We start from the raw sequence: 20,315 nt of genomic DNA on the forward strand, positions 1-20,315 counted from the left end.
GGAATATGATATTCGCGTTGTGGTTATAACGCCAACTATGTGCCCCCGTTCAGTTGCCGGAACGGGGACTGAAATATTGGGGGGCAGTGGCCTATGCGGCGTTTGCGGCAAGCCAGTCGGCCAATGAACGGCGGTTTGCGGCACGTCCGCGCATGGCTTCCGCCGCGCACATGGAATTCAACACCGCTTCCTGCGTTGCCTCCGCCGCGGCGCGAAACAGCGTGTCGATCCGGTTTTCATTGAGGACCGATATCCGGGTGAAGTCACTCGGCTCGTCGTGATCGAAAGTCACGGCGGTTGAAAAGCCGACAGCAATATCACCACTGCCGTGGCCCCAGAATGCGCCGAGCCGCGCCAGACCCGCACCACAACGACGCGTGACGCGTTTCAGCTGTCGGTGTTCCATGGGCACATCGGTTGCGAGCACGAGAATGACCGAGCCTTTTTCTGGTTGCGCTTCGGCCTTGGGCGAGGGGCGGCGTCCATCGGGAAGCACGAGGTCCCCAGCGCGTCCGAAATTGGTTAGCGCTAGAATACCAAGATGATGGGTCGAGCCATCCAGCACGAATTGCCGGGACGATGAACCAATACCGCCTTTAAAGCCAAAGCAGCTCATGCCGGTTCCAGCTCCGACATTACCCTGGGCCACGTCGTCGCTTGCTGCTTGCAAGGCAAGGCGCGCGTGTTCCTCGGTTACGGCCATGGCCTGAATGTCGCTGAGCGGACCGTCATTGCATTCCAAAACCACCGGATTGACGGTGGCGGTGGTGCGTCCGATATCGGGATTGGCGGCAATTGCGTCGCGGATAAGGGCGTTGGCGCAGGTGCCGACGCCAAAAGTGTTGGTCAGCAGGATCGGCGTTTCCAGCGTGCCGAGTTCCTCAATCTGAACCAGCCCCGTACTCTTGCCGAACCCGTTGATGATATCGCAGGCAGCCAGAACCTTACGCCGATACAGATTGCCATCATGAGGCAAAATGGCCGTCACGCCGGTATTGATATCGCCATAGCGCAGAGTGTGGTGGCCGACCCGCACACCCGGCACATCAGTGATGGCATTTTTTGCGCCGGTTGGCATGGTGCCACAGATGATGCCGAAGTCACGTGCGGTTGCAGTCATGTCATAGTTCCGTTTTTAAAAGACCTGTGGGTCAGAGACGCCCGGCTTCGATAATACGCTTGAGAAAGGCTTGTGTGCGCTCGCCCTGCGGATTGCCGAAGATTTGCGACGGCGGACCTTCTTCATAGACCTTACCGTTTTGCAGGAAACAGACCTTGTCTGCAACCTCACGTGCAAAACCCATTTCATGGGTGGCCAGCACCATGGTCATGCCCTTGGTCGCCAGATCGCGCACGATATCAAGCACTTCCGATACCAGTTCTGGATCGAGCGCCGAGGTGATCTCATCCAGAAGCAGCAATGTCGGGTCCATCATCAGCGCCCGAACGATGGCGACGCGCTGCTGTTGTCCGCCGGAAAGCCGGTCCGGATATTCCTTCGCCTTGTGGTCAAGGCCGATACGGGCAAGGAGGGCAAGCCCTTTTTCCTGCGCCTGTTTGACCGGCATGCCCAGCACCTTTGTCGGGCCGAGCGTGACGTTTTCCATCACGGTCATATGCGGAAACAGGTTATAGCCCTGAAACACGATGCCGATTTCGCGGCGCAGGACATCGAGGTCAACGCCCGGTCCGGTCACACGGTCACCATGCAGGCGGATTTCGCCTTCATCAATGGTCTCGAGCCGGTTGATGCAGCGCAGAAGCGTGGACTTGCCGCAGCCCGAAGGGCCGATCAGACAAACGACCTGATGCTCTTCGATGTCGAGGCTGATGCCGGACAGAACCTCCAGCGATCCATAACGCTTGATTGCCTTGTCGATTTCAACGAGTGCCATATCCGTATTCCTCACATACTCGAACGCATTTTCCGGCGATCCCGTTCGATCAGACGATCGACAAAACGGGCCTGCGGAATGGTGATCAGGATGAACAGAATGGCGACGGTGGTGACAGCCGACAGGTTGAAATAATTGCTGGCGATGATTTTCGACTGGTTGAAGGCGTCGATGGTGCCGATGATCGCGACCAGCGCCGTATCTTTCTGCAAGCTGATGCAGTTGTTCATCAGCGGCGGAATGATGCCGCGCACGGCCAGCGGAACCACGACATAGCGCATGGTGCGGACATAAGAGAGACCGAGCGAGCGCGCTGCTGCAATCTGGCTTGGATGCACGCTTTCAATGCCGGCGCGATAGACTTCGGACGTGTAGGCACCATAGGTCAGCGTCAGCGCGATGATCGCATAGGCATTGGACGACAGGTCTTTCAGGATCGGCAGGCCCGTCAGGGGCAGCCCGAAACCGATGAGATAGATCGTGATGATGGCGGGCAGGCCGCGAAACAGATCGCTGTAGAAGGTGGCGAGCAGGCGGATCGGCCTGCCAGCCATTCCGGGAAGCGTGCGGGCAATCGCAATGACCAGCGCCCAGACCAGGATCAGAATGGCTGAAACGAAGAAGATGACGATGTTGGTGCCGAAGGCCTTGAGTACGGTACCCGCCGACTTGGCAATCAGGCTGACATCGAAGAAAGTGCGGCTGACCGCAGCATCATTGACGATCATGAACCATGCGCCAGCGCAGAGGATCAGCACGGCAACGGCATAGGAGATGACCTGCCAGGACATATCCGAAGCACGTGCACCCAGTTCCCGGCCCGCGTAGATATCGGCGCTTTTCCCGGCCTGCATTGAAAGCTGTACAGCCCGCCAGGCGAACCACAATACGGCGAGCGGAGCCAAAAGCAGCAACCAGCCGATGGTCAGAACGGGCGTCGCAGGCCAGCCCTGCGAGATCGTATAGCTGGTCACACTGTGGACGGTCTGCGCCGAAGCCAGAAGGGTGATGAACGAAAAGGCGAAAGCCAACAAGGACCGACCGCTATGGGTGCGGACTTTGTTTCGGCTGCGCCATTGCCGCGCGCGCTCTGCGCTGGCTTCCGGTGCCGGATGGGACATAGATATTCTCGCTGAGGCAAGGTGGTCGCGCGCCGTTTTGGAAACGTGCTGCCACGGTGTCAAAATCGGAAGACCGGGCCGCGGCTGCCATCGCAGGCGCGGCCCGGCCAACCGTCAGATCAAGGCTTCCAAAGTGGAACGTCGGACGGAGACATGCCCCATGACGGCAGCAAATAGGCTGCTTCCAGCTTCTTCAGGCTTCCGTCTTTTCCCATGTCGGCGATCAGCTGATCGATGACTTTCTTGTTTTCCGTGCCCTTCGGATAAATACCGGCGGTTTCGCCGCTGGATTCATACTTGCCGACCACTGCCAGCTTGCCGTTGGAATTCTTCACCTGACCGAGAATGATCGACAGATCGGTCATCACGGCATTGACCTTGCCAGCGGCAAGCGCGGTGAACATCGACGCGGTGTCGTCGAAGACATCGAGGCTTGCAACTTTCAGCGTTTCCTGCGCGAAAGGAACCAGCGTCGTGCCAGCCTGCGTGCCGACCTTCACCGTCTTCATTTCAGCTTCCGTCACCGGCTTGTCGGCGCGGGCCGCTACACCATAATCGGAGTTCATGTAAGGCGTGGAGAAATCAACGACCTTCTTGCGCGGTTCGGTGACGGAGATCAGCGCCAGCGCGATGTCATAATCCTTGTTCTGGCCTGCAACGATGGAGTCAAACGAGGCGTTGACCAGCTTTACTTTCTCAAGGCCAAGGCGATGCGCAATATTAACGGCCATGCAGAATTCATAGCCGTCCTTGATCGTGTCCGGCGTATCGCCATTGAACTGGCCGATGGCAGGCAGGTTGATGATGACGGTGAACTGACCGGGCACAGCCGGGGTGATCGATGCCGATCCCTTATCTCCGATCAGCGGGCAATCGCCGTAACCTTCGGTGGCGGCAGACGCACTGCTTACTCCTGCCGCTGTGGCGACGCTTGCGAACAATGCGCCATAAGCTGCTGACTTAAATAGGTTTTTTATTGTCATATTCCCCTCTTGCTTTCTTTTGGGTTAGAGAACGGCTTCTGCACCCGTGCGGGCCAGATCCATGTAGATTTCCTGCAGACGACGCGTATGCGGACCCGGCTTGCCATCGCCGATGGTGTGGTCCTGAATGCCGATAATCGGCGTCACGAAGCTCGATGCGCTCGTGAGAAAGGCCTCTTTGGCGGCCTTGGCTTCATCGACCGTGAACAGCCGCTCCTCGATGGTGAGGTTCTGTTCTTCGGCGATTTTCAGAACGGCCCGGCGCGTGCAGCCGGGCAGGATGGAATGCGAATTGGGACGGGTCACCAGCACATTGTCATGCGAAATGATGAAGGCGGTCGATGAAGCGCCTTCGGTGACAAAGCCGTCTTCAACCAGCCAGACTTCATGAAAGCCTTTGCTCTTGGCCTGTTTCTTGGCCATCACCTGCGCCAGCAGCATGACGGTCTTGATATCGCGGCGTGCCCAGCGCGTATCCGGTGTGACATCGACACGAACCCCATGCAGCACCGACGGTGCATTGGCCAGATTTTTGGCCTGCGTGAACATCACCAGATTGGGCTTGATATCGTCTGCATAGACAAAATCGCGATCAGCTTCGCCACGCGTCACCTGCATATAGACCACGCCTTCGCGCAGCGTGTTGCGGCGGATGAGTTCAATCTGCGCCTTGCGAATATCGTCAAGCGAGACGGGCAGGGCGATGTCGATTTCTTTGACCGAGCGTTCCAGCCGGGCGAGATGAAGATCATTATCGACCAGACGTCCATCGATCACAGCGCTCACTTCGTAGATTCCGTCGCCAAACAGAAAGCCGCGATCAAAAACCGAAACCTTTGCGTCGCTTTCGTCGACGAAGGCTCCGTTCACATAAATTACTCTGGCCAAAATACGTCCTCGGCATCTGCATTTCTCGATTGAAAGGACGGTAGGAAAAAAGAATTTGGCTGGCCAATGCTATGTTTTGCAATCACTATGCAGAAATTGCATAAGGGGAAGAGAGTAGGGGAATAAGGGAGTAAGGGAATAGGTGGATAGCTGTTGTTATCGCCTGTCCGAGACGCAAACATACTGCCTTACTGCCCTATTCCCTTACTCCCTTATTCCCCTACTCCCCTAAGGAGCGCCTATGGAACTGAAATGGCTGGAAGACTTCATCGCGCTTGCGTCAACGTCGAGCTTCTCCCGGGCGGCAGAGGCGCGCCATGTGACGCAGTCGGCCTTTTCGCGGCGGATCAAGCAGCTTGAGGTCTGGCTGGGGGTAACGCTCGTCAATCGCGCCACCTTTCCGGCTCAGTTGACCCATGAAGGGAAGACCTTTCTTCACGTCGCGGAAGATGCGGTCCGGCAGTTTTACGCCACGCGCAGAAGCCTTCAGCCAAGCCGGCAAGGACAAAACCCTGCGCTGAAATTTTCTGCCTTGCATACTTTGACCGTCACGTTCTTTCCGCAATGGCTGAAGGGGATTGATGCGACCATCGGCAATATTCATTCGCATCTGGCGCCGGATCGCGGCGGGTTTGAAGACAATATCGCGACCCTGACCGAAGGCGAAGTCGATTTCTTTCTGACTTATGCGCATCCGTCAGTGCCGATCCTGATCGACAGGGAACGGTTTCCGTCGATCATTCTGGGCACAGAAAGGCTGATCCCGGTGTCGTTGCCGTCCGGGGAAGGGCCTGTGCTGGATCGCGCTATCGAGACCGGCGCGCCACTGCCCTATCTCAGCTATGGCGACTTTTCATTCTTCGGCGCGGCTCTGGCGCAGAAATTTGCGTCCGGTCCAAGTTTTGCGCGCAAGGTCGTGCATGAGAACACCATGTCTATCGGTCTCAAAGCGATGGTTCAGGCCGGGTGGGGCATGGCATGGCTGCCGGAAAGTCTGGTTCTAGAAGAAATCCGTCGTGGCGATATGGTGCCCGCTTCGGTCGATCCCTATTGGGATCTGACGACGGAAATTCGCATCTTCCGCCACGATGCACCGCTTTCGACACGTGCTGAAAGCCTGTGGGCTTTTTTGCAGGCAAAAGACGGTGCAGTTTCAGAAAACAGCGATTGACAGGACGGCATGCGCAGCGCTGTAAATGCTCGCACTTTATTCGGCCGGAGAGGGACGTAGACGGCATGAAGATCACCATCGAACAATCGCTCGATCAGGCGGGGACGGGCGCATTCCAACGAGGCTTGCTCGGGGTTTTCGGCCTCGTCTGGGCAGCGGACGCGATGCAGGTTCTGGCTGTCGGCTTCACAGCAGCGTCCATTGCAAAAACATTCGGGCTGACCGTGCCGCAGGCATTGCAAACCGGAACGCTTTTCTTCTTCGGCATGTTGGTCGGTGCAGCCGTGTTCGGCAGACTCGCCGATAAATATGGCCGTCGCCGTGTGCTGCTGATCACCGTCGCGTGCGATGCCGTGTTTGGTCTGCTGTCAGCCTTCGCACCTGGTTTCGAAGTTCTGCTTGCACTGCGTTTCCTGACCGGCGTGGCCGTCGGTGGAACGCTGCCTGTCGATTATGCCATGATGGCTGAGTTTTTGCCCTCCAGGAACCGTGGTCGCTGGCTGGTCATGCTGGAAGGTTTCTGGGCCGTGGGCACCGTGGTGATCGCGCTAGCCGCATGGGCCGCGAGCCTTGCCGGTGTCGAGGATGCATGGCGCTATATTTTCGTCGTCACCGCAGCGCCTGCGCTTATCGGTATCTGGCTGCGCCTCTGGGTGCCGGAATCACCAATGCATCTTTTGAAATCCGGTCGCGCGGATGAAGCAAAATCGGTGATGAACCGCGTGTTGCGCCGCAACGGAAAGCCGGAACTGCCGCCGAAGGCGCGGCTTGAAGCCCCGCTTCTCGTGACGGATGAACGGCTTTTGTCGCCAAAGCTTCGCCAGCGCACGCTCGCAACGCTCGCGATCTGGTTTCTCGTTTCCGTGTCCTATTACGGCATTTTCACCTGGATACCGGCCAAGCTCGCCGGTGACGGCTTCGGCTTCGTGCGCGGTTACGGCTTTCTGGTCGTGGTGGCGCTGGCGCAATTGCCGGGCTATGCACTCGCCGCTTACGGCGTTGAAACATGGGGCCGTCGCAAGACGCTGATCAGCTTCCTGTTCATCAGCGCTGCGGCCTGTGCCTTGTTCACGATTGCCAATAGTTCGGCTGTAGTCGGCGCATCAATCCTGATCATGAGCTTCGCGCTGCTCGGCACATGGGGCGCGCTCTATGCCTTCACGCCGGAGCTTTATCCGACAGCCCTGCGCGCCAGCGGCATGGGCGCGGCGGGTGCCATGGCGCGCCTTGGTGGCCTTCTGGCGCCGTCGGCTTTGGCCATCGTCATCAGCCAGAGCTTCAACGTGGCTGTCGCAATGTTTGCTGGCCTTCTGGCGCTCGCAGGTGTGATTGCGTTCCTGATCAATGTCGAAACGCGCCAGCAGGCTTTGAACTAGGCGTTTAAAACGCTTTTCGGAAAGTCAGATTGAGGCGAACACGACCAACCTTGTCGTGTTCGCCATCTTTCAGCGCCAATATGCCATGGTGATAAAGGCGTGACGGGCCACCCCAGACAACCACATCGCCATGGTGCAAGGGGTATTTGGTGATCGGGTCGTTGCGTTTAAGACCGCCAAACTGGAAGGTAGCGGGAAGACCAAGCGAAACCGATACAATCGGATTGGCGAAATCACACTCGTCCTTGTCCTGATGCAAGGACAGCTTTGCGCCGGGCTCGTAACGGTTGATCAGGCAGGCATCGGGCGAAAAATCGGGATATCCGGCCTGTCGGGCGGCATTTTCAGCGAGAGACCGAAGGGCGTCCGGCATGGCTGGCCATGGCTTCCCGGTTTCAGGGTCATTGGCGCTATATCGATAGCCAGTTTTGTCGGTTACCCAGCCCGCTTGCCCGCAATTGGTCATGGCGACCGACATGCGATAGCCACCGGGCGTCACCATATGCCGAAATGGCGCGGCGGCGCTGACATCCGCGACTGATTTCAAAATCGCTTCTTCCTCCGGCAATGCGAAGCCGTGCAGAAGTACTGCGCCGGGCGCAAGAATCTCAACAGGTTCAAGCTGATCAAACAAATCTCTCATAAGGCTTTTTAGCATAGGCCGCTGCTGAAACGTCCCGAAATCTGCTTTCTAATTGAAGACCCCTGTCGGGGTCCTCTGGTTGTTATGAAGTGAGATTACCAGTTTACCTTGAAACCGAGCGTTCCCTTGAGGCTATAATTATCGCCGAAATCCTCGAAGCTGGTCTTGACCATGCCTTCGCCGAACAGCGCATATTTGCCATCGGCCCAGGCATAGGTTCCACCGGCGCCGATACCGCCCCAGGTTTTGTCGTTTTCGCTTTTGAAATCAACACCACCCGCTCTGATCTTATAGTCGTTCATGAACTCCTGATAGAGATTGGCGGCGACATAGAGTTTGGTCTGGGTCAGCCAGTTATTTTCGTCATGCCATGCATTATGGTATTCCGCCGCCAGCCCAATGCGGGCATTGAGGCTGTCGCCGTTACGCAGATCGACAGGTACGCCCGCGACATCGTGGAAACTGTCGAAATCCACCGAAGACCAGACAAGCTGCGCCTGCGGTGTGATCGACCAATGTTCGTTGACTTCGATACGTCGTCCACCTTCAAGGCTGAGACCATAGCCAAAGCCCTTATTGCCATCGGCCAATGACTTTTTAAGTGTATCGGACACGAGCTTGCTGTCATACCAGGTCAACTGGAGCTGTCCATCGAGATAATAGCCATTATTGCCATACCAGGTGAGTGCGCCGCCTAATCCCCAGCCGTCGGTGTCGATGGTGCCATCGCCACTAAACGACGAGATATCACTGCTGGCTTTACCGTATTGCGCCGTCAGACTGCCGATCAGGCGACCGGATTCGCTCTCCTGAAACATCGCGTCGATACCGGCCTGCATGACGAATACGCCGATATCCTGCGTCACATCGGCGGTGGAGCCGCCCGCCGCAAATTTGCTGTGGGTTCCTTCGATACGGCCCCAGACGCCATATTTGTCGATGGCGATATCCGGTCCTGCTGTCGCGTGGCCGTCCTTAACATCGTCGCTGGGCAGCACATTATCGGTCCAGTATCGATTGCCGACGCGCTGCTGCAAGCTTGGCATCTGGTTCAACGCCTGCATATTGCGCGCATAGCCTTCATAGATCGGCATGGACGGATTGTAGCGCTTTTCGCCATTGGCGGATGTATTGCGCAGATAAAATCCGCCGTCACCAGTCAGTGCCACGCTATTCGCGGTTGCCGCAGAAGCAGCGGGTTCTGACGCCGCAGGCGAGGGGGCTTCGGTCGGCTGGTCAGGTGTTGCGGTGATTTCATAGGCATAGACGCCGCTAACAACCGCCGCTTCGCCGTCTTCCGTCGTATAATCGCCTGCGAGCGCGAATGTACCCGCCGGATTGCCTGCAACCTCTATGATCTTGGTATCATCGGCAATTTGATGGCTGGTCTGGCCATAGGAAACAAGGCGAAGCTGGCTGTTGCCGGAACTGTCGCCAGCTATGACCAGACGGCTGGTCTCGCTATTATCGGCACCGATCCCGGTGGCAATCTCGACCGTGCCACCTTTGCCGATGTAATCGCCTTTGACGGTCAGCGTGCCGACACCGTTATCACCGGGTGCGACAACACCGCCGGTTTCGTTGGTCACGGATTGGACGCTGCCGATGCCGCTTAACCGCCCGGCTCTCGCAACCCGGACGGATGTGTAGTTGTCGCCGTCGAAGATCAGCGTTCCGCCGACGACTGCGGAATCGCCGGTAAAGCTGTTATCACCGGTGAGCCGCAGAATGCCTGCGCCACGTTTTGTCAGACCGCCGATGCCGGAGATTGGATTGGACCAGGTTGAAGAATAGCCCTGCGTATCGACGTCGAAACCTTCGGCATGGCGGAATTTCATCGGCCCGTTGATCGCAGCGCCAAGGTTCAGGAGGCCTTGGCCGTAGATTTCGGTCGGGCCGATATTGGTGGCGGTGGTCAGCAGGGTTTCAATGGTCTGCCGCGCATTCATATAGGGAAAGGCTTGACGCACAACGGCGGCGGCACCGGCCACATGCGGCGTCGCCATGGATGTGCCCTGCATGTAGGAATAACCGCCACCGGGATAGGTCGAGTAAACAGCGCCGCCCGTATCACCGCCTGGGGCCGCCATGCACCATTCTGCCGCAATACCGCAGCGATTGCTGTAGCTCGCAATTTGCCGGTTTGGACCAACGGAAACAACGGCAATGATCGAGCCTCTCAAATCCGAAAAGTCGAGATTGGCGACGGCAGGATCATTCGGTGCCAAAAGGCGGAATGTGTTGGGATTGTTCATGTCGAGATCGCGGCGGCGACCATCGACAAATTTATATTTGCCGAGCGCGGTATTCTGGGGTGTGATTGCAGGAAACAGGGCGCTGCCGCTCGGCTGCGCTGACGAATATGGCTGAACCTTGTAATTATTGCCGGCAGCGAAGACCATGACGATATCGGCTTTGGCGGCGACTTTCAGTGCCTCGTAATCATTACGAAGATAGTTGCCATACAGAATCGGCTGATAGCTCAACCGTTGATAATTGCGATTGTTGTAAGGGGTAGGAAACGCATAGGGGCCATAGCTGCCGTTCAGCACCTTCACCCCTGTCGTTGATGCATAGCGCAGTGCCCTGTTGATCGCGTCATATTGCCGGTCCGGCACGATGGCCCGCAAGGCGAGGATTTGTGCATCATAGGCAACGCCATGCATGCCGGTTCCATTGCGGGCTGCGGCGATGGTGCCGCTGACATGGGTTCCGTGCCCGATGGGCGTCCCGTTTCGCTGAAGGTCCCGAACATCCCGCTCGTGCATGAAAGTGCCGAAGTTTCTCGACCAGGGATGCACTTTCCCGGCAAATTCCGGATGGTAGATATCAATGCCAGTGTCGAGCACGGCGACCGTGATGCCTTTTCCTGTAAAACCGCGTCGGTATGCGGGGATGGGGTTGATCATGGGGAGGCCCCAGCTTGCCAGATATTCCGCGTCGGACGTGAATGCTCGAGATGGTTCGGCCTGTTGCGCGTTGGAATAAGAAGGAAACAGATAAATAGTCGCAGCTAATAATCGAACAATTCGACGAGAACTTCGCATATATCTCTCCCGGTTTAGGTGAAATTATTTCAGATTTCATTCCTTATTTTATTGAGAATAATTTCATTCCAAATACTTAGGCTTGCAATATTTCTGCAATAATATAAGGAATATGACAGTTTGTTCATTTTAATATTTATTTTACAACGCCTATTAGTTGCCTTTGTTTTATTGATACCTATTTTGAAATTACAGCCGGACACATCGTTTCTTCGCAGTTCTAAACCGGGCAATAAAAAACGGGGCCGAAGCCCCGTTTTCATCGTCTGTATTGCAAAATATCGGTTGCGTTAGCTTGCCGAACCGAAACGTTCCTCGCTGAGCGCTGCCGCCATCAGCGTCTTGGTATAGTCTTCACGAGGATGATCGAAGATTTGTTCGGTGTCGCCTTGTTCAACGATCCTGCCATTGCGCATCACGATCACATAATCCGACACGGCGCGAACCACGGCCATATCATGGCTGATGAATAGATAGGAAAGGCCGTGGTCCTTTTGCAGATCACGCAGCAGTGCCACGATCTGCTTCTGCACCGAGCGGTCGAGCGCGCTTGTGGGCTCGTCCAGAACGATGACGCGTGGTTTCAAGATCATCGTGCGGGCAATCGCGATACGCTGGCGCTGTCCGCCTGAAAATTCATGCGGGTAGCGATTGCGCATGGCGGGGTCCAGCCCGACTTCTTTCAGCGCTTCCTGCGCCCGACGGTCACGCTCCCTGGCTGAAAGCTGTGGCTCGTGGATCAGCAGCCCTTCGGTGATGATGCGCCCCACCGTCATGCGCGGGCTGAGCGAACCAAACGGGTCCTGAAAGACCAGTTGCAGTTCCCGGCGTTTCGGGCGCATGGCTTGCGGGTCGCGCGGCAATTCCTTGCCGAGATAGGCGATGCGGCCCTCGGAATCGAGAAGCCGCAGGATAGCACGGCCGAGCGTGGATTTGCCCGAACCGGACTCGCCAACGATGCCAATGGTCTGACCTTCCTTGAGCGTGAGCGAGACATTGTTAACGGCGGTCATGTAATTGGCAGCGCCGAGCCAAGGTTTGTGGATCAGGAAGTTGACCTTGACATTATCGGCGCGGACCAAGACAGGCGCTTCATCCGGCGGTGGCAGCTTTTCGCCTTCCGGTTCGGCATCAAGCAACATCCGGGTGTACGCGTGCTGCGGCCCGGTAAAAAGCGCCTCCGTTTGGTTGGTCTCGACCACCTCGCCGGAGCGCATCACATAAACCCGGTCGGCAAAGCGGCGTACGATGCCGAGGTCATGGGTGATGAACACAACCGCCATGCCAAGGCGCTGTTGCAGATCGGCCAGGAGATCGAGTATCTGCGCCTGAATGGTGACATCGAGCGCCGTGGTCGGCTCATCGGCAATCAGAATATCGGGCTCGTTGGCGAGCGCCATGGCGATCATCACGCGCTGACGCTGGCCGCCCGACAGTTCGTAAGGATAGCTGTCGAAGCGGCGTTCCGGCTCCGGAATGCCAACGAGTTTCAGCAGTTCCAGAATGCGCGGGCGCGCCTGTTTCTTGCTCATGCCGCGGTGATAGCGCAACGGTTCGGCAAGCTGGTCGCCGATGCGATAGAGCGGATCGAGCGAAGTCATCGGCTCCTGAAAGATCATGGTGATCTTGGCGCCGCGAATGTTGTTCAGCGCCTTGTCGGACATGCCGATCAGGTCTTGACCGCGATAGAGCGCCTGTCCTGTTGCCTTGCCGTTGCGCGCCAACAGCCCCATCAGCGCCATTGTTGTCTGGCTTTTGCCGGAACCCGATTCCCCCACAATAGCCACCGTTTCCCCGGCCTTGACGTCGAGGTCGATACCACGCACTGCCGGAACCGGGCCATCATGGGTGTCGAAGGTCACGCGCAGATCGCGAACGCTCAGAATGGTTTCCTTCGTCATCTCAGCGGTCCTTCGGGTCAAGACTGTCACGCAGGCCGTCGCCCAAAAAGTTCAGCGCAAACAGAATGATGGTCAATGTTGCTGCGGGCCAGATCAATTGCCAGCTTGCACCGCGCATGTTTTGGGCACCTTCCGAGATCAGCAAGCCGAGCGAGGTGAGGGGGTCTTGCACACCAAGGCCGAGGAAGGAGAGCAGGCTTTCCAGCAGAATGGCTTTCGGCACAAGCAATGTGACGAAGACGATCACCGGGCCCAGCGCGTTGGGAATGATATGCCGCGTGATGACCCCGCGCCGTGTAGCGCCGAGCGCTTCCGCCGCCTGTACAAATTCCTGCCGCTTGAGGCTTAATGTCTGGCCGCGCACGATGCGTGCCATATCCAGCCATTCTGTCGCGCCGATGGCAATGAAGATGATGAATATTGACCGCCCGAAGAAGACGAGCATCAGGATCACAAAGAAGATAAACGGCAGCGAATAAAGGATATCGACAACACGCATCATGACATTGTCGATGCGCCCGCCGAGATAGCCGGAAATCGCACCGAAGGAGACGCCCAGCACCAGCGACATGGCCGAGGCTAGCAGGCCGATGGCCAGCGACATGCGCACGCCGATGAAGATGCGCGTCATCAGATCGCGACCGAGATTATCCGTGCCAAGCAGGAAATAATTTCGGCTTACGTTGAGCGTCAGCTTGCCGCTCAGGCCGTCGGCGGCCAGTTCCACCTTCGGATTGCTGAACAGATCGGAGCGCTGGAAATAACGCAGAACACGGTCGTCGGTTGGGCGTTGCGCCGTAAAGTCGACAATGATGTTGTTGCCGGTCAGTTCCGGTTCGGCGGAGGCCTTCAATCGCGCGCGGGCGAGTTCGCGTTCAAGGCCGGGCAGGATCGTATCCGCGCGCGGATAGGCTTCGAGGCTTGGCGCAACACGCACGAACTGCGGATAAATCTTGTCATAAGGATGCGGGCTCAGCATCGGCCCGAAAATGCCCGCAAGAGCCAAGACGGCAAGCACGATAGCGCTGGCGACGGCGGCCTTGTTCCTGCGCAGGCGCAGCCATGCATCCTGCCAGAGCGAGCGGCTTGGCATGCTCAATTCGGCGGTTTCCGTTGGTACGGTCAGATCAGTCATAGCGAACCCTCGGATCAAGCCATGCATAGAGAAGATCGACAATCAGATTGAACACCACGACGAAGATCGAGATCACCACAACCGTGCCCATGACGAGCGTGTAATCACGGCTGAGCGCGCCCTGCACGAAATAGCGTCCGATGCCCGGAATGCCGAAAATCGTCTCGACCACAACCGAACCTGTGAGGAGGGCGGCGGCAGTCGGCCCAAGATAGGAAACGGCGGGCAGCATAGCAGCACGCAAAGCATGAACGCCAACCACAACACGGGTCGGCAAGCCATAGGCGCGGGCGGTGCGCACATGATTGGCGCGCAACGCTTCAATGGTTGCGCCACGCACCAGACGGGCAATAACCCCCACTTGCGGCAGAGCAAGCGTCAGCACCGGCAATATCCAGTAGGTGACATTGGCCGATGACCAACCGCCTGCCGGAACCCAGCCCAGAATGACGCCGAAGAGCAGGCTGAGAAGGGGGGCTACAACAAAATTGGGCGTTGTGATGCCGAAGGTCGCCAGAGCCACCACGAAATAATCGACGGCGGAATTCTGCTTCAGCGCGGCAAGCGTGCCGAGAAAAGTGCCGATGATCGCCGCCAGCGTCAGGCCCAAAGTGCCAAGCATGATCGACACCGGCAAACCTGACGCGAACAGGTCATTCACGGAAAAATCGCGCCGCGTAAAGCTCGGGCCGAGATCGCCCTGCAAGAGATTACCAAGATAAATCAGATACTGCTGCCAGAGCGGCGCGTCCATATTATAGGCGCGCTTGAGGTTTTCGAGGATCAGCGGATCAATCGGGCGCTCAAGGTCGAATGGGCCGCCCGGCGCGAGCCGAATCAGAAAAAATGTCAGCGTGACGATAATGAAGACCGTGGGTATCGCACTACCCAATCGTCGGAGCGTATAGCCCAGCATGTCGTTGTCCCTTCTTTGCCGGATGGTCAAAAACCTGTCCGGCAAATCCCACTAAGGGCTTTAGATTATTGTTGTTCTGGTATTTTGTCTGCTTTCGCCCATCGTAAGGCGAAAACGGAAACGCTGGCGGGAGAGGGGTATCTCGTCCCTTTTCCGTCAAAAAATAGGGCCGCGCCACCAAGCGCAGCCCTGTCTGAAATTACTGTTTGAGGGAAAGCCAGCGGGTCTTGTGGCTATCCATAAGATTGTCGTTCCATCCGGCGACCTTGTCCGAAACGAGCGCGCGCGAGGAGTAATAGAGGATCGGAATATTGCCCACTTCATCAAGCTGGATTTTTTCGGCTTCGCCCAGCACCTTGGCGCGTTCACCGAGATCGGTGGTCTTTTCCGCCTTGGCCATCAGCGCGTCATAGTCGGCGTTCTTCCACTTGGAATAGTTGAAGCTGACATTGCCCTGGCTGATGAACAGGAAGTTCTGCGGGTCGTTGTAATCGCCGATCCAGCCAGCACGCGCGATATCAAACGGGCCGTCATCGCGCATGAAATTGAAATAAGTTGCGCCTTCGGTCTCGTTGAGCGAGGCCTTCACGCCAATATTGCCCAGCATGTCGGCAATGGCCGCCATGGTGTTCTTGTTGTTCTCGGACGTGTTGTAAAGCAACTCGATGGAGAGCGTATTTGGCTCTACGCCGGCTTCTTTCAGAAGCTCCTTGGCCTTGTCCTCACGCTCCAGCATGTCGTCGGAATAATCGAGCTTCGGCGCGTCTTTCAGGTAATTGGCGATACCGGGCGGCACCATGGAATAGCCGGGCAGCATCGTTCCCTGCCAGACCTGATCGGCCAGAAATTCACGGTCGATGGCCAGCGAGATCGCCTGACGCACTTTGACGTCCTTCAGCTTGCTGTCCGCCGATTTGCCTTTGACCGGCAGATAATAGACGCCGAGATAAGGCGCCATGCGGAATTCCTTGGCGAGATTTTTCTTCACATAATCCATCTGCTCGGCGGGAACGTCGGAACAGATTTGCACTTCCTTGGCCTCGAAGCGGCGCATACAGCTGGCGCGGTCTTCAAAGGGAATCCAGTTCACCGTATCGATCTTCACCTGATCCGCTTCATAATAATACGGGTTCTTCTTCATGACGATCTTGTCGTTCGGCGTGAAGCTCTCAAGCATATAGGCGCCGTTGGTCACCATCTTGCCGGGCGTGGTGAACTTGTCGCCATTGGCCTCAACGCTTTTCTGATTCATCGGAAAGCCGGTTTGGTGTGTCAGAAGCTCGAGAAAATACGGAGCAGGGGCGTTCAACGTGATCTTCAGCGTATGGTCGTCGAGAGCTTCAACGCCAAGCTGGTCGACAGGCTTTTTACCGCCTGCAATATTTTCTGCGTTCTTGATGACAAACAGCATGCTGGCATAACCGGCAGCTGTCTTCGGGTCCATCAGACGACGGAACGTGAACTGAAAATCACCTGCGGTGACCGGATCGCCATTCGACCATTTCGCATTGTCACGCAGATGGAAGGTGTAGACCGTGCCGTCTTCGGAAACATCCCAGGACTTGGCGACGCCGGGAATTGCCTTGCCGTCAGCATCCTGAATGGTCAGACCGTCATAGAGATCGCGCAGCACGTTACCCTCGGCAACACTGGAGGTGCGGTGATGGTCGAGAGTGGCCGGATCTGTGTCATTACCGCGATTGAGTACGGTTTCGGCAGATGCCGCACCTGCCAGTGCCAGAAGACATAAGCCTGTCAGTAGAAATTTCCGATACATTTAAGAACCCCTCTTTTGAAATTTATGAAATGTCCTGCATCTTATGGATAAGCGGACCACATGCAAGCGAACTTAGCAACACATTGAATCAATACAAATAATCAAAAAATTGGGAGCGATTTTTGTGGGCGAAAACGGGTACGGAAAAACGAATTTCCGTACAATTTTGCCACTCTATTTTACATCAGATTCTGGCAAAAATCTCCGTAATTTCTAGGGTTTGAGGCTTCCGTTTGTCAGTTGAAGGGACAGAAATTCAAACTCGATTCGGATGAATTTTCACTCGGGGGTTGGCTGGGGATAACGTTCAACCGCAAGGCTGCAACTTGATTATCTGGGTGAATCTATAGGCCGGACGACAAGCCAGAATGTTTGCATTTCGAAAATTACCGCCCCCAACACCAAAAATAATGCACGGTCGGGTTTTGCTGTTGTGTCGCAAACTTATGGATACTTATGTTCCATAACATAGCTTATGCAATTAAGCGTTATAACAGGGGTGGGTTCTAGCTTGAAGTGCGACTTGCAAACGATAACAATGAGTTATCCCAAGCAAGGAACCGTCATGGAACGCACCTACGCGCATATTGATTTGGATGAGCGGCGCAAGATCGCCCGCTGGCGCACTGCAAACCTCTCCGTTGACGTTATTGCCGAGAAGCTTGGAAGGCACCGTTCAACCATTTTTCGAGAGTTGAAACGCAATCGGTTTGTCGACGATCAGATCATGGATCTGACCGGCTATTACTGCACGGTCGCCGATCAGAAAGCGCGTGAGCGACGAACGAGGCAACGCAAGCTTCTCCGCTATGATCATTTGCGTCAATCCGTGGTCAAACACATCAGCGATGGGTGGTCACCGCAACAGATCGCCGGGAGAATGCAGCTGGAGCGCCACCCCATCTCTGTCAGTCACGAAACGATCTATCAGTTTGTTTATTCCGTCGACGGTCGAAAAGAAGGGCTTTGGAAATATCTGCCTGAACATCGTGCCAGGCGGCGTCCACGTCATGCCCGGCGCCACCATGGACGCCGCTTCCCGCCGGAACTGAGCATCTTGCACCGCCCGGACATGATCGCCAGACGTAAGCAGTTTGGCCACTGGGAGTGTGATTTGATCCAGTTTCGCAAGAAGTTCGGCAAGGCCAATGTAACGTCTCTGGTCGAACGGGTGAGCCGCTTTACCGTCCTGTTGCGCAACAATGATCGTCAATCAAGGCCGGTGATGGACGGTGTGATTAGGGTACTCCAACCCCTGCCCCAAATGGCGCGTCGCTCGATCACGTTTGATCGTGGCACTGAGTTCACAGAATGGGCCTATCTGCAGGCCGGGACTGGATCACAAACGTGGTTCTGTGATCCGCAGTCGCCCTGGCAAAAGGGAACGGTCGAAAACACCAACAGGCGAACAAGACGATGGCTCCCCCGAGAACTTGATCCGCTAGCGCTCACTGACCGCGATCTCGTATTCATCTGTCATCGCCTCAACAATACGCCGCGCAAATGCCTCGGCTACAAAACCCCAGCAGAAGTTTTCCGGCAAAAACTTGTCGCAAACAGACATCGCTGTGAATAAGCTCGAACCGAAAAAGTCGCGCTTCGGCATGAACTCACACAGCAATATACAGATGCGACAGATGGGCAAATTAGAGATGCGACATTTTTAGGTCGCGTGCCCTGTTCAGATCGAACGAGGAAAGGAAGACTGGCGGCTCTTCACACGTATCCGTTTAGAGAGTTGCCATGTCTTGTTTGATTACGATGTCGCAGAAAGAACTCAATAGATTGGAAGTCATTCGGAAGATTCGAGATCGTCGTTTGACGGTTATCCAGGCGACTGCATTGCTGGATCTCAGCCGCAGCCAGATCCATCGTCTTTTACAGGCTTACGACAAGCTTGGGCATTCGGGTCTGATGTCGGGACGACGCGGACGCCCGAGCAATCGTCGTTACAGCGAGGATTTCCGGAATGCGGTGCTTGATTTGATCCGGGCTTATTATCGGGATTTTGGGCCGACACTGGCCTGTGAGAAGCTTGTCGAACGCCACCAGCTTTCGGTCAGCAAGGAGACGCTGCGGCAATGGATGACGGTGGCGGGTTTGTGGACGTCACGGCGCGAACGCAAGCGACAACTGCATCAGCCGCGCGGTCGGCGTGATTGCTTTGGTGAACTGGTACAGATCGATGGTTCGCATCATTGGTGGTTTGAGGAGCGGGGTCCCAAATGCGCCCTCCTCGTTTATATTGACGATGCCACGGGCAAGCTCCTGCATTTGCGCTTCGCTGGATCAGAGAACACGTTTGATTATTTTCATGCGACGAAGGCCTACCTGCAGCAATGGGGCAAGCCGCTGGCCTTTTACAGTGACAAGCATGGTGTGTTTCGCACGACCCATGGTTCGCAGCAGGATCGCACGAGCGGTCTGACCCAGTTTGGCCGGGCGCTTTATGAACTCAACATCGACATTATCTGCGCCAATACCCCGCAGGCCAAAGGCCGTGTCGAGCGGGCAAACAGAACTTTGCAGGATCGTTTGGTCAAGGAATTGCGACTGCGCGGCATTGATACGATCGAAGCAGCCAATGCTTATGCGCCGGAATATATTGCAGACTTCAATGCCCGTTTTGGCAAGGATCCGCGCAATCCCAAAGATATGCACCGACCGCTGGCCGCACATGAGAACATCGATGGTGCGATGTGCCGGAAGGAAGTGCGGACACTGTCGCAAACACTGACGCTGCGTTACGACAAGGTGCTGTTCATCCTGGAGCCGACGGAGCTTGCAAAGCGGCTGGCTCGACAAAAGGTGATTGTCTGCGACTATCCCGATGGTCGTCTGGAGATCATGCATGGTACGGACACCCTGCCCTACAGAACATTCGACAAGCTTCGTTCTGTTCACCGGTCGCCTGTTGTCGAGAACAAGCGACTGGATGACATGCTTTCGATTGTGTCCGAGATGCAGGCGGGCCGGGAATTGCAACGCAGCAAGAGCGGTCCCCGTCGCACAGGTCAGACGAACCATCTGTTTGGCGTGCCTGATGGCAGTGTCGGGAACGGGTATCAGAAGCGTGAACGCAAATCGCGCACCGCTTACATGAACGATCCTGACGTTATCGCGCGTCGGGAAAAAGCGTTGGCTCGGTTGGCTGCGACGGAGTGAAATGGCCAGATCAATGACATTTGGCACTCTCAGAGCTAAAGCCGAAGGGCACCCATCGACCCGCCCCCATTCCTCGCTTGCAACCCCGACCAGCCTCTCGGAATGGGGGCTGAGCGTGCGCGCCTGTCGCATTTCTATCTTGCTGGCGCTGTCGCATCCTTAACTTGCTAAAACAAGCGTGGCAGTTGGGGGCAGCCTAAAGCGTGTCGCATTTATTCGGCCTCATACCCAGCAGCCTTAAAGAAGTTCTGGCATTCATTGATGGAGAAGAGACTGATGATATCGCCAAGTGCTTTT

15 protein-coding genes are annotated in these 20,315 nt (G+C 56.3%); 4 read left to right on the forward strand and 11 right to left on the reverse strand.

Annotation, left to right across the window (positions count from 1 at the left end):
• Positions 1 to 91: 91 nt before the first annotated feature.
• From D8666_RS17000 to D8666_RS17020, 5 genes are all read right to left on the reverse strand, one after another.
• Positions 92 to 1,120 carry a DmpA family aminopeptidase gene (locus tag D8666_RS17000; RefSeq protein ID WP_109367396.1) on the reverse strand — a complete coding sequence of 343 codons (1,029 nt, stop codon included), beginning with the start codon at positions 1,118 to 1,120 and terminating at the stop codon, positions 92 to 94.
• Between the two features lie 31 nt (positions 1,121 to 1,151).
• Positions 1,152 to 1,895 carry an amino acid ABC transporter ATP-binding protein gene (locus D8666_RS17005; RefSeq protein ID WP_109367395.1) on the reverse strand — a complete coding sequence of 248 codons (744 nt, stop codon included), beginning with the start codon at positions 1,893 to 1,895 and terminating at the stop codon, positions 1,152 to 1,154.
• A gap of 11 nt (positions 1,896 to 1,906) precedes the next feature.
• Complete coding sequence (locus D8666_RS17010) at positions 1,907 to 3,016, reverse strand: amino acid ABC transporter permease (RefSeq protein WP_109367394.1); 1,110 nt, start codon at positions 3,014 to 3,016, stop codon at positions 1,907 to 1,909.
• 119 nt (positions 3,017 to 3,135) lie between these two features.
• Positions 3,136 to 3,999: an ABC transporter substrate-binding protein gene (locus D8666_RS17015; protein ID WP_121538839.1), complete on the reverse strand. Its 864-nt coding sequence runs from the start codon at positions 3,997 to 3,999 to the stop codon at positions 3,136 to 3,138.
• Between the two features lie 24 nt (positions 4,000 to 4,023).
• Entirely contained in the window at positions 4,024 to 4,887 is an 864-nt protein-coding gene (locus tag D8666_RS17020; protein WP_109367392.1) for a D-amino-acid transaminase, read from the reverse strand.
• A 241-nt stretch (positions 4,888 to 5,128) separates the two neighbouring features.
• Here D8666_RS17020 and D8666_RS17025 point away from each other — a divergent pair, with 241 nt between their 5' ends.
• Positions 5,129 to 6,058, forward strand: coding sequence for a LysR family transcriptional regulator (locus D8666_RS17025; protein ID WP_109367391.1), 930 nt, complete (start codon positions 5,129 to 5,131; stop codon positions 6,056 to 6,058).
• A gap of 65 nt (positions 6,059 to 6,123) precedes the next feature.
• The gene (locus D8666_RS17030) at positions 6,124 to 7,434 is read left to right on the forward strand and encodes an MFS transporter (protein ID WP_121538841.1); all 1,311 of its coding nucleotides are present in this window, start codon (positions 6,124 to 6,126) and stop codon (positions 7,432 to 7,434) included.
• Positions 7,435 to 7,438: 4 nt separating this feature from the next.
• On the opposite strand, the gene alkB is transcribed toward D8666_RS17030, so the two are convergent.
• The 6 genes from alkB to D8666_RS17060 form a co-directional block, all read right to left on the reverse strand.
• Complete coding sequence (gene alkB / locus D8666_RS17035; RefSeq protein WP_121538843.1) at positions 7,439 to 8,077, reverse strand: DNA oxidative demethylase AlkB; 639 nt, start codon at positions 8,075 to 8,077, stop codon at positions 7,439 to 7,441.
• Positions 8,078 to 8,172: 95 nt separating this feature from the next.
• Positions 8,173 to 10,986 (reverse strand): autotransporter outer membrane beta-barrel domain-containing protein, encoded by a 2,814-nt coding sequence (locus tag D8666_RS17040; protein ID WP_167836104.1) that lies wholly within the window; start codon positions 10,984 to 10,986, stop codon positions 8,173 to 8,175.
• A gap of 428 nt (positions 10,987 to 11,414) precedes the next feature.
• On the reverse strand, positions 11,415 to 13,025 hold the full coding sequence (locus D8666_RS17045; RefSeq protein WP_109367387.1) for an ABC transporter ATP-binding protein: 1,611 nt from the start codon (positions 13,023 to 13,025) through the stop codon (positions 11,415 to 11,417).
• 1 nt (position 13,026) lies between these two features.
• A complete protein-coding gene (locus D8666_RS17050; protein ID WP_109367386.1) occupies positions 13,027 to 14,160 on the reverse strand; it encodes an ABC transporter permease in 1,134 nt (377 codons plus the stop codon).
• A complete protein-coding gene (locus D8666_RS17055; protein ID WP_109367385.1) occupies positions 14,153 to 15,076 on the reverse strand; it encodes an ABC transporter permease in 924 nt (307 codons plus the stop codon). The genes D8666_RS17050 and D8666_RS17055 overlap by 8 nt, the downstream gene beginning before the upstream one ends.
• A gap of 199 nt (positions 15,077 to 15,275) precedes the next feature.
• Entirely contained in the window at positions 15,276 to 16,853 is a 1,578-nt protein-coding gene (locus D8666_RS17060) for a peptide ABC transporter substrate-binding protein (protein ID WP_121538847.1), read from the reverse strand.
• A 565-nt stretch (positions 16,854 to 17,418) separates the two neighbouring features.
• Between D8666_RS17060 and D8666_RS17065 the strand changes: the two genes are divergently transcribed.
• Together D8666_RS17065 and D8666_RS17070 are read left to right on the forward strand one after the other, a co-directional pair.
• Positions 17,419 to 18,429 (forward strand): IS30 family transposase, encoded by a 1,011-nt coding sequence (locus D8666_RS17065; protein WP_121538851.1) that lies wholly within the window; start codon positions 17,419 to 17,421, stop codon positions 18,427 to 18,429.
• 167 nt (positions 18,430 to 18,596) lie between these two features.
• Positions 18,597 to 20,018, forward strand: coding sequence for an ISNCY family transposase (locus tag D8666_RS17070; RefSeq protein WP_121538849.1), 1,422 nt, complete (start codon positions 18,597 to 18,599; stop codon positions 20,016 to 20,018).
• Positions 20,019 to 20,315: the final 297 nt, after the last annotated feature.

This window comes from Ochrobactrum soli (assembly GCF_003664555.1).
Classification (GTDB): domain Bacteria; phylum Pseudomonadota; class Alphaproteobacteria; order Rhizobiales; family Rhizobiaceae; genus Brucella; species Brucella teleogrylli.